Origin of the sequence: Geobacillus sp. WSUCF1 (genome assembly GCF_000422025.1) — a bacterium.
Taxonomy (GTDB): domain Bacteria; phylum Bacillota; class Bacilli; order Bacillales; family Anoxybacillaceae; genus Geobacillus; species Geobacillus zalihae.
In genome coordinates, this window is sequence record NZ_ATCO01000110.1 from 1 (window position 1) to 10,166 (window position 10,166).

The 10,166-nt window shown below is 57.0% G+C and carries 9 protein-coding genes and 2 pseudogenes; all 11 read right to left on the reverse strand.

Going from position 1 to position 10,166, the window contains the following annotated elements:
• On the reverse strand, positions 1-799 hold a 799-nt coding region (gene trxB, locus I656_RS05550), incomplete at its 3' end, for a thioredoxin-disulfide reductase (protein WP_020755646.1).
• 75 nt (positions 800-874) lie between these two features.
• Positions 875-2,347, reverse strand: a complete 1,473-nt coding sequence (locus tag I656_RS05545; protein ID WP_033005999.1) for a tetratricopeptide repeat protein — start codon at positions 2,345-2,347, stop codon at positions 875-877.
• Positions 2,348-2,496: 149 nt separating this feature from the next.
• Positions 2,497-3,147 carry a bifunctional phosphoribosyl-AMP cyclohydrolase/phosphoribosyl-ATP diphosphatase HisIE gene (gene hisIE, locus I656_RS05540; RefSeq protein ID WP_020755648.1) on the reverse strand — a complete coding sequence of 217 codons (651 nt, stop codon included), beginning with the start codon at positions 3,145-3,147 and terminating at the stop codon, positions 2,497-2,499.
• Positions 3,144-3,901 (reverse strand): annotated as a pseudogene (gene hisF, locus I656_RS05535) (imidazole glycerol phosphate synthase subunit HisF). Before hisF ends, hisIE begins: the two are co-directional and overlap by 4 nt.
• Positions 3,898-4,632, reverse strand: a complete 735-nt coding sequence (gene hisA / locus I656_RS05530; RefSeq protein WP_033006000.1) for a 1-(5-phosphoribosyl)-5-[(5-phosphoribosylamino)methylideneamino]imidazole-4-carboxamide isomerase — start codon at positions 4,630-4,632, stop codon at positions 3,898-3,900. Before hisA ends, hisF begins: the two are co-directional and overlap by 4 nt.
• A complete protein-coding gene (hisH, locus tag I656_RS05525) occupies positions 4,632-5,273 on the reverse strand; it encodes an imidazole glycerol phosphate synthase subunit HisH (RefSeq protein ID WP_020755651.1) in 642 nt (213 codons plus the stop codon). Before hisH ends, hisA begins: the two co-directional genes overlap by 1 nt.
• A gap of 225 nt (positions 5,274-5,498) precedes the next feature.
• Positions 5,499-6,086: an imidazoleglycerol-phosphate dehydratase HisB gene (gene hisB / locus I656_RS05520; protein ID WP_033006014.1), complete on the reverse strand. Its 588-nt coding sequence runs from the start codon at positions 6,084-6,086 to the stop codon at positions 5,499-5,501.
• Between the two features lie 3 nt (positions 6,087-6,089).
• On the reverse strand, positions 6,090-7,364 hold the full coding sequence (hisD, locus tag I656_RS05515; RefSeq protein ID WP_033006003.1) for a histidinol dehydrogenase: 1,275 nt from the start codon (positions 7,362-7,364) through the stop codon (positions 6,090-6,092).
• Positions 7,365-7,757: 393 nt separating this feature from the next.
• On the reverse strand, positions 7,758-8,381 hold the full coding sequence (gene hisG, locus I656_RS05510; protein ID WP_013146384.1) for an ATP phosphoribosyltransferase: 624 nt from the start codon (positions 8,379-8,381) through the stop codon (positions 7,758-7,760).
• Positions 8,382-8,559: 178 nt separating this feature from the next.
• The gene (locus I656_RS05505; RefSeq protein WP_013146385.1) at positions 8,560-9,744 is read right to left on the reverse strand and encodes an ATP phosphoribosyltransferase regulatory subunit; all 1,185 of its coding nucleotides are present in this window, start codon (positions 9,742-9,744) and stop codon (positions 8,560-8,562) included.
• Positions 9,745-10,027: 283 nt separating this feature from the next.
• Positions 10,028-10,166 (reverse strand): annotated as a pseudogene (locus I656_RS0115980) (acetyltransferase); the annotation flags it as partial.

The window sequence follows — 10,166 nt, forward strand, 5'->3', positions numbered from 1 at the left end:
CCATCTTTTCGTTCGTGACGATATAGCCGTTTTCATTCGTGATGCCAAGATTGGCAAACGGCTTCGAGAGCGGCACCATCCCGATGTAAATGAAAACGCCGTCGCACGGAAATTCGCGCTCCTCGCCCGTTTGCGTATGCACAAGCGTCACGCTGCCGACTTTTCCGTCCTTTTCGTTGATTTGTTTCACCGTATGGTTCCAGATGAAATCAATTTTTTCATTGGCGAACGCCCGGTCTTGCAAAATTTTTTGCGCCCGCAGCTTGTCGCGGCGGTGAACGATCGTCACTTTATTGGCAAACCGCGTCAAATAGACGCCCTCTTCGACCGCCGAGTCGCCCCCGCCCACGACGACCAAATCTTTCCCTTTGAAAAACGCCCCGTCGCACACCGCACAGTACGAAACGCCGCGGCCGCCGAGCTCCGCTTCACCCGGTACGCCGAGTTTTTTATATTCCGCTCCGGTGGCGATGATGACCGCGCGGGCCTTGTACTCTTTGTCGCCGACGATGACCGTTTTGTACGCCTCGCCATCGATGATTTCTTTCACATCGCCGTATGCGTACTCCGCGCCGAATTTTTTCGCATGCTCAAACATTTTCGTCGCCAATTCCGGGCCTAAAATCGTTTCAAAGCCAGGATAGTTCTCGACTTCCTCAGTGTTGACCATCTGCCCGCCCGGGACGCCGCGCTCGATCATCAGCGTCGACAAATTGGCGCGCGATGTATAGACAGCCGCCGTCAGCCCAGCCGGCCCGGCTCCGGCAATAATGACATCGTAAATTTTTTCGTCTGCCACACCGTCCACTCCCTCGCTTGAGAATCCTTCCATTTTCATCGTATAGAAGTCGATTCGCCCTGTCTATTGATTTGCTCATGTATAGAGCCGGCGCGCTTTTTGCACGTATTTTTGCACCGTCGCCGCCGAAACGCCGTATTTGGCCGCCATCTCTCTTTGCGTCACACGCTCTCCTTGCTGTCGGCGCCACATGTATTCGATCGCCGCCGCCCACGCGGCTCCGTTCGCAAATGGCTCGCGATCAGCCGACGGATGGACGGCCATCGCGAAGGCGAAGCGGCAGAGCGCTTCCTTTTCCTCATTATGCGCCGAAAGCGCATCGACCATGCGGCCGATGTTCGCCGCCCAAGCGGACGGGCCATCGGTTAAGCCGAACAAAAAGCAGTCGATAAACGGGCGCAGACGGGGATCGGACGGCAAGAGGCGGCATACCGCAAGCGACATCGATGCCTCTTTCGCCTGCGGCGAGCGGCTGAACAAGTACAATCCGTACAGACGGTCGGCCAGCTCGTCGCCCTCCAGCCAAGCCATCAAGCGGATGAGCGCCTCATCCACCGGCGCTGAAACGGCCCACGGCTCCTCACCGCGTTTTTCGGGATGAAGGGTGGCAAGCACCTCCCACATTTGCCGAGCGAGCGACTCATGGCCAGTATAGTAGGCAGCGCAAGCGAGCCAATAATAAAATGGCCCATCACCGTCAAAGCCTTGTTTATACAAACGGTGCAGCCAACGGAACGCCAGATCGAACCGCCCGACAAGCGCGAACGTCGCCCCGAGCTTGTATTGATGCTCGCGAAAAAACGGATACAAACCGGCCAGCGTCTCGCAAAGCGCGGCCGCCTGTTCTTCCTCACGCAAGTAATAGGCGAAGACAAGCGCGTTGCAAAGCGCATGCAAATTGCCGGGATCGCGTTTGAGCACTTCACGCACTTTCTGTTTCGCTTTGTCGACATCGCCGCTGTAAAAATAAGCAAGCGCCAAATTGTTATGCGCCGACCAAACGTCCGGATAGCGCGCGACGAGCGCTTCAAGCGCTTCAATCGCTTCCGCAAACCGCTCCTCCTCAAGCAAACGGCGGGCCCGATCCTCCAGCACCATCAGCTGCTCCTCTTCTTCCGTCCATTCCGATCCATCGAGCCGAAGCAGCTCAAGCAAGTCAGCGGCATCGTCGGCAAACTCTCCGGCCGGCTCATGCGCCAAATAACGCTCCGCGTATTGCCTCGCTTCACGAAACAAGCCGAGGCAGGCGAAATTGTTCGCCAAAAAATACAAACAGTCGTACATCGTTTCGTCCAAATCATGGATAATTTTAAACAGCCATTGATTGGAAAATTGATATTCACCAAGCTCCGACAGCACAAGGGCGAGCTGCAAGGCGAATGAGGCGTCGTACTCATCCAAACGAACGGCGCGCTCCAAATATTTCCTCGCCTTTTCCAAATCGCCTCGGTCGTATGCTTTCATTCCTTTTTTAAAAAAGTAATCTCCGCTTTGAATGAATGGTACAATCGTCGCTTTTCGTGATGATCGCTTCAGTTGTTTTCCCATTCTGTCCTCCGTCGTCCGTAAAATTCGTCGAACAACAGTATACCATATCGACGGCGAAAACAAGCAAGAAACTTTAGGAATGCGGTTTTTCCGTGCAAAAAAGGAACGCCGGCGCAATGACAGACGTTCCTTTTTCTCACCTAACCATCTTATTCTTTTTTGTCGCCCGCTCCCGCCTTTTGCGCGTGCCGCTCGGCAAGCGTCGCAAGCACCGCGTCAAGCGGTAGCTTTTGTTCGCGCAACAGCACAAGCAAATGGTACAATAAGTCGGCTGCTTCCCATTTCAATTCCTCGTGGTTTTGGTTTTTGGCGGCGATGATGACTTCCGCCGCTTCTTCGCCGACTTTTTTCAAAATCTTATCGACGCCTTTTTCAAACAAGTACGTCGTGTACGACCCTTCCGGCCGTTCGGCGTCGCGCTTGGCGATGATCTGTTCCAACTCGTTCAAAATGGCAAACCGGTCGGCCGCCGGCGTGCGCGCCGCGCCGTCCAGCGAGCGGGAAAAACAGGAATACGACCCGGTATGGCAAGCCGGGCCGGCCGGCTCGACGAGAACGAGCAGGGCGTCGGCGTCGCAGTCGTAGCGGATGTCAACAACGCGCTGCACGTTTCCAGATGTCGCCCCTTTATGCCATAGTTCTTGGCGCGAGCGGCTGTAAAACCATGTTTCTCCGGTCTCCAGCGTTTTTTCAAGCGACTCTTTGTTCATATAGGCGAGCGTGAGCACTTCCTTGCTTTGCGCATCTTGTACGATCGCGGGTACAAGCCCTTTTTCATCAAAGCAAATATCCGCCGTCATCGCACGTTCACCCCTCTTTCTTTCAAGTACGCTTTCACTTGTCCCACCGACGTTTCTTTGTAATGGAAAATCGATGCCGCCAGCGCCGCGTCTGCTTTCCCTTTTTCGAACGCTTCGAGGAAATGCTCCGCCTTGCCAGCGCCGCCCGAGGCGATGACCGGAACCGAGACCGCTTCGCTCACTTTGCGCGTCAACTCAATATCAAAACCGTTTTTGCCGCCGTCCGCGTCCATGCTCGTCAGCAAAATCTCCCCAGCGCCAAGACGGACCGCTTCCTGCGCCCAAGCGACGACTTCCCAGTCCGTGGCGTTGCGGCCGCCGTGCGTATAGACGCGCCATGAACCAAGCGTTTCATCGTATTTCGCGTCAATGGCGACGACGATGCATTGCGAACCGAAAAAGTCCGCCCCTTCCGTGATCAAGGTCGGATGGAGCACCGCGGCGGTGTTGAGCGACACTTTGTCGGCCCCGGCGCGAAGCATCCACTTCATATCCTCAAGCGAGTGGATGCCGCCGCCGACCGTAAACGGAATCGCCAGCTGGGCGGCGACGCGCTCGACGACATCGACCATCGTTTTCCGCCCTTCATGGGAAGCGGAAATGTCCAAAAACACGAGCTCGTCCGCCCCTTGCTCATCGTACGCCTTCGCGAGCTCCACCGGATCGCCGGCATCGCGCAGCTGGACAAATTGCACTCCTTTGACGACGCGCCCGTCTTTCACATCGAGGCACGGATGATGCGCTTCGTGATCATCGCCCGCTCACCGCCTTTAACGCTTCCGCGAGCGTAAACTGATTCGTATAAAGCGCCTTGCCGACGATCGCCCCGCCGATGCCTTGTCCAGCATATTGGCAGAGCGCGCGCAAATCGTCAAGCGAGCTGACGCCGCCAGAAGCGATCACTTCTTTTCCCGTCGCCTCGGCCAACCGGACCGCGGCGGCGATGTTCGGGCCCGACAGCGTGCCGTCCGTTGCAATGTCCGTAAAGATAAACGTCTCCGCCCCCGCCTCAGCGAGCATCCGCCCGAGCTCTTCCGCCTTGACGTTCGACGTCGCCAGCCACCCTTCCGTCGCCACGAAGCCGTCGCGGGCGTCAATGCCAATCACGATGCGGCGGCCGTATTTTTGGAGCATCTTTTTCACAAACGGCGGGTCGGAAATGGCCGCGCTTCCTAAAATGACGCGGGCGACCCCATTTTCTAAATAATGCACGATATCCTCTTCCGTCCGGATGCCGCCGCCCACTTGCACGTTGACGCCCAAACGGGCCGCCTCAACAACAAACCGGTCGTTCACCCGCCGCCCTTCTTTCGCCCCGTCCAAATCAACCATATGAATCCACTCCGCTCCTTGGGCCGCAAACTGCTCGGCCATCGCCACCGGCGAGTCGCCGTACACCGTTTCTTTGTTGTAATCGCCTTGCAGCAGGCGGACGCACTTGCCGCCGCGCATATCGACCGCCGGATAAATCGTAAACGCCGCCATCAACCGTTCCTCCTCCCCGTGACGATGCCGACATAATTGTTCAAGATGCTCATGCCGACCGCACCGCTTTTTTCCGGATGAAACTGTGTGCCAAACACACAACCGCGCCCGACGACCGCCGGAACATCAACGTCATATTCACTGCTCGCGAGCACGACGTCCTCATCCCCTGGAATGACATAATACGAATGGACAAAATAGACATGCCCTTCCTCGACGCCACGAAGGAGCGGCGACGGACGACGGAAGCGGAGCCGGTTCCAGCCCATGTGCGGCACTTTGTATGGCTCGCCGGTTTTCGTGACGCCCGGAAAGCGGACGGCGCGGCCGCGAAGCAAGCCAAGCCCTTTTGTCGGCCCGTTTTCTTCGCTTTCGTCAAACAACAGCTGCATCCCTAAACAAATGCCGAGCAGCGGCGTGCCGTTTTCAACCGCCGAACGGATGAAAGCAGCTAGGCCTGTCTCATTTAAAATGTGCATCGCATCGCGAAACGAGCCGACACCGGGCAAAATCAGCCCGCGCGCCTGCTCGAGCTCCTCTTTGTCGCCGCTTAGGACATACGGACAGCCGAGCCGCTCGAGCGCTTTGCTGACGCTGTATAAGTTGCCCATGCCATAGTCGATGATCCCGATCATCGTCATCCCATTCCTTTCTTCCCTGATCCATGCCCATCCCCTTGTTCAATGAACAACGGTATGGCGGCATGCTTTTTTACGGCGCTCCTTCCATGTGCAAACCTCTCCTTGGCATCCGGTCGCCTTTCCTGCATCCATGGAGCTTTTCCCGCAGGAAGCGCTGCCTCGATCCGACCGCCTTTCCTGCGCCTGCGGAACTCTTTCCCCACGGGGGGCGCCCCACTCCATCGGCTACAGCATCCCTTTTGTCGACGGAACGCCTTTGACGCGCGGGTCGATCATCGTTGCTTCATCCAACGCCCGCCCGAGCGCCTTAAACACCGCTTCGATCATATGGTGCGTATTGCGCCCGTAATGGACGATGACATGCAAGTTCATCCGCGCTTCAAGCGCCAGTTTCCATAAAAACTCATGCACGAGCTCGACATCAAACGCGCCGACTTTCGCTGCCGGAAACTCGCCGCGAAACTCAAAATGCGGGCGATTGCTCAAGTCGATCACAACTTGCGCCAAGGCGTCATCCATCGGCACAAACGCGTTGCCGTACCGCTTGATTCCTTTTTTGTCGCCAAGCGCTTCCTTGACCGCCTGCCCGAGGCAAATGCCGATGTCTTCCGTCGTATGGTGGTCGTCAATATGCGTGTCGCCTTTCGCGTCAATGCGCAAATCGAACTGGCCGTGCTTGGCGAACAAATCGAGCATATGGGTTAAAAACGGCACGCCCGTTTCCAGTTCGGCTTTTCCTTCGCCGTCAATCGCCAAACGCAGCTCAATGCTCGTCTCGTTCGTCGTTCTTGCGATCGTTGCTTCCCTTGCCATCATTCATTCCCCTTTCTCGAGCCGCACCTCAATGGCGCGCGCGTGCGCCTCCAGCCCCTCGAGGCGGGCAAAGGCGGCGATTTTTTCTCCATGTTGTTTCAATGCGGCTTCGCTGTAAACGATCACGCTTGATTTTTTCACAAACTCATCAACGCTCAAGCCGCTTGAAAACCTTGCCGTACCGTTCGTCGGCAGCACGTGGTTCGGCCCGGCGAAATAGTCGCCGACCGGCTCGGAGCTGAAGCGGCCGAAAAACATCGCTCCCGCATGGCGGAGCCGGCCGAGCAGCGCGAGCGGTTCCGCCGTCATCACTTCCAAATGCTCCGGCGCCAGTTCGTTCACAACATCGACCGCTTCCTCAAGCGTCTCGGTGACGTAAATGGCGCCGTAGTTCTCAAGCGCCGCTTGGGCAATGTCGCGGCGCGGCAGCGTTTCAAGCTGCCGTTCGACTTCGCTCGCCACCGCCAGCGCCAATTTCATCGACGGCGTCACCAAAATGGCCGACGCCCGCACGTCATGCTCGGCTTGCGACAACAAATCGGCCGCAATCTCATCCGGTCGGGCCGTTTCATCCGCCAGCACAACAATTTCGCTCGGCCCTGCGATCATGTCGATCGCCACATGCCCGAACACTTCCCGCTTCGCCAATGCCACATAAATATTGCCCGGCCCGAAAATTTTGTCAACCGGCCGGATCGTTTCCGTCCCGTAAGCAAGCGCGGCGATCGCCTGCGCGCCGCCGACTTTGTAAATTTCCGTCACGCCGAGTTCATAGGCGGCGGCCAGCACCCCAGCCGGGAGCGTGCCGTCTTTGTTTGGCGGCGAGGTGATGACAATCCGTTTCACCCCCGCCACTTGTGCGGGAATAACGTTCATCAGCACAGACGACGGATAAGCGGCCGTCCCGCCTGGCACGTACAACCCGACCGCATCGAGCGGCGTCACCTTTTGTCCGAGAATGGTGCCGTCTTCTTTCGTCATCCACCATGATTCGCGCTTTTGCCGCTCATGGTAGTCGCGAATGTTCGCCGCCGCTTGGCGAATGATCTCCAGCATCTCCGCGTCCATCGCCGCATGCGCGCGCTTCATTTCCTCTTCCGTCACCTTGAGCGAATCCAAGCTTACGCCGTCAAACCGTTCTGTATATTCTTTGAGCACCGCATCGCCGCGGGCGCGCACGTTGGCGATGATATCAAGCACCGCGCGCCGCTGCTCCTCCGTTCCGCTTTCAATCGTGCGCCGCAGCGAAACGCCGCCTCGGATCCGTTCGATTTTCATCGTTCGCTCCCCTTTCTGTGACGTCCATCGGTTTTCGTCCATTGGCAATCTGTATAGATACAATTTGAAGCTTTACCATTTGCAGCTTTTACCGAGTATTTGATCGACTGTCGGACGACCGAACAACACCGCTTAAAGACCCATATATGGGTCTGTGAAGCAGGCGGTTGTTCGGTCTTCCGTCACGCCTTGGCGTGACGGAGGCAAGCCTGTGGCTTGCCTTCGACAGTCGAAAATGGACAAACCGCTTTTCCGTCAAGGATATGTTAAACTTCTTCGTTGCATCTATATGCTATTTTCCAACGGCGTTGTCAACGCCGCTCCGCCATTCCCGAATCTCCACCAACCCATTCTTCGGAAACCGCCCATTTCCGCTCTGTCACACCTTTTTTCCTACGGCTGGGGAATGACCGCCGCCAATCGGTCGACCAACCGTTCAATGTCCCCGCCGTTTAGCCGGTAGCTCGCCGGGTTGACAATCAGGCGCGACGTCACCTCGGCGATCCGTTCAAGCTCGACAAGCCCGTTTTCTCTGAGCGTCCGCCCCGTGGAAACGATGTCCACGATCCGGTCGGCAAGGCCGATCAGCGGGGCGAGTTCAATGGATCCGTTCAGGCGGATGATTTCGACTTGCTCGCCTTGCTCGCGAAAATACGTTGACGCGATGTTCGGGTATTTCGTCGCCACCCTTGGTGCGATCTCGTTCATCTTGGCGCCGGGCAGCCCGGCGACCGCCAAATGGCAGCGGCTGATTTGCAAATCGAGCAGTTCGTACACATCCCGTTCTTCTTCCATCAGCACGTCCTTGCCGGCAATGCCCAAATCCGCGACCCCATGCTCGACATAGGTGACGACATCCATCGGTTTCGCCAAAATAAAGCGCATGTTTTCCTCTGGCACATCAATGACGAGCTTGCGCGACTCGGTAAATTCCGGCGGCAGCGCATAATCCGCTCGCCGCAGCAACTCGACCGCCTCTTCAAAAATGCGCCCTTTTGGCATGGCAATCGTCAGCATCATTCTTCCTCCTTGCTCCTCATCATGTCAAATGCGGCGCTGGTCCTCGATTACACCGCATGCTCTCCACCGCCATGGGCAGCCTCTCCCGTCCGTTCTTCGCATCCGCTCTGTCCCGCCAATCGCTGCCGTTTTCAACAGCGTCGATGACCAACCGGCGGCCCCTTCTCTGTTATGTTCACTGCCCATCGCGCCCGCTGCGGCCAAGCAAATACACGATCGACCGGTAGCGCTGGCTGTAGGCGTCAATATCACGAATGCCGGCAATGTGCTGCAAGACGACGCGCTTGCCTTCCGCCCGTTTCGCTTCGGCCAATTCCACCGCTTCCGCCAGCCGCTCTTGGCTGAACACGATGCACTCGATGTCATCGCGCACATCCGTTTCCCCAATCGCCTCAATCAACCGATCGACGCGCAACCCAAACCCCGTCGCCGGCGCCGGGCGCGAGAACTTCGCCAATAAATCATCATACCGCCCGCCGTTGCCGATCGGGAATCCAACCTGCTCGGCGTACACTTCAAACAAAATGCCAGTGTAATAGCTCATATGGCTGACAAGCGCCATATCGAGCTTCACCGCCTCGGCCACTCCGTACGTCCGAAGCGCCGCCATGAGCGCCGCCAGCTCATCGGCCGACCGCCGCCCCTCCTCGCTTGTGACGAGCGTTTTCGCCTGTTCGATCACGTCCGTTCCGCCACGCAAGGAAAGAAGATCCAACAGCCGCTTTTGATCGATCGACGAAAGCGGCCACGACTTCACATGTTCACGGTAGCCGACGTAATTTTTCTCATATAAAAAACGGCGCAATACACTCGCCCGCTCCTCATTCCCTAAAATCTCCAAAAACAGTGCGTTCACATACCCAATATGGCCGACCGCCACCGAAAAGCGGCCCAACCCCACGCGCTTCAACAACGCGACCATTAAGCTGATGACCTCGGCGTCGGCCGTCACCGTGCCGTCGCCAATCAACTCCACACCGATCTGCTCAAACTCCGCCGGCCGCCCGCCTTCGCGCTGCTGGGCGCGGAACACATTGGCGTTGTACGCCAACCGGAGCGGATTGCCGTCTTCATAAAGCCTTGACGCCGCCACCCGGGCGATCGGCGCCGTCATATCCGGCCGAAGCACGAGCGTATGCCCTTGCTGGTCGAGAAGCTTAAACAGCCGATGATCGGCAATCGCCGACGCCGCCCCGACCGTTTCATAATACTCAAGCGTCGGCGTTTCAATAAACTCGTACCCCCAGCGCTCAATTTCCTCCGCCATCACCGAGCGCACTTGTTTTTTCAACTCATATAAAAACGGCAGCGTATCGCGCATGCCTAACGGTTTTTCAAACATAAACAGCTTTTTTGCCATGTCCCCACGCCCTTTATCAAAATGCTTTAGTTTGCTAATATGGTAGAGAAGTGAAGTTATTAGTAGTTTACTCCTTTGCGGCCACAGCGTCAAGGGGGGAATGCTTTACAAATAACAAAACGGACAAGATCGCTTCAAAAACAAGAAGCGCTTCGTTCCACACGGCATAGGCAGTGATCTGCACTCTAATGAAAATAGCGGCGATCCATCTTGCCAAAATCCCCAATTCTCCTTTTTTGTTTCTTTCCTTTTTTCCTATTCCAAAATGGAAAACCGCCCCCGTTCAATCGGAAGGCGGTTCATTCCGGCGGACGATGCGCATCGGGCAGCCGGCGACCATCGCCCCGGACGGGACGTCTTGATGGACGACGGTGCCCGCGGTGACGACGGCGCGGTCGCCGATCACCACGCCGGGCAAAATG

Coding starts and splice junctions, on each gene's coding strand:
- hisIE (WP_020755648.1), bottom strand. CDS start 3,147: ATGACGGCGGATATTTGCTTTGATGAAAAAGGGCTTGTACCCGCGATC.
- hisB (WP_033006014.1), bottom strand. CDS start 6,086: ATGGCAAGGGAAGCAACGATCGCAAGAACGACGAACGAGACGAGCATT.
- hisA (WP_033006000.1), bottom strand. CDS start 4,632: ATGGCGGCGTTTACGATTTATCCGGCGGTCGATATGCGCGGCGGCAAG.
- I656_RS05545 (WP_033005999.1), bottom strand. CDS start 2,347: ATGGGAAAACAACTGAAGCGATCATCACGAAAAGCGACGATTGTACCA.
- hisD (WP_033006003.1), bottom strand. CDS start 7,364: ATGAAAATCGAACGGATCCGAGGCGGCGTTTCGCTGCGGCGCACGATT.
- I656_RS05505 (WP_013146385.1), bottom strand. CDS start 9,744: ATGGCAAAAAAGCTGTTTATGTTTGAAAAACCGTTAGGCATGCGCGAT.
- hisH (WP_020755651.1), bottom strand. CDS start 5,273: ATGACGATGATCGGGATCATCGACTATGGCATGGGCAACTTATACAGC.
- hisG (WP_013146384.1), bottom strand. CDS start 8,381: ATGCTGACGATTGCCATGCCAAAAGGGCGCATTTTTGAAGAGGCGGTC.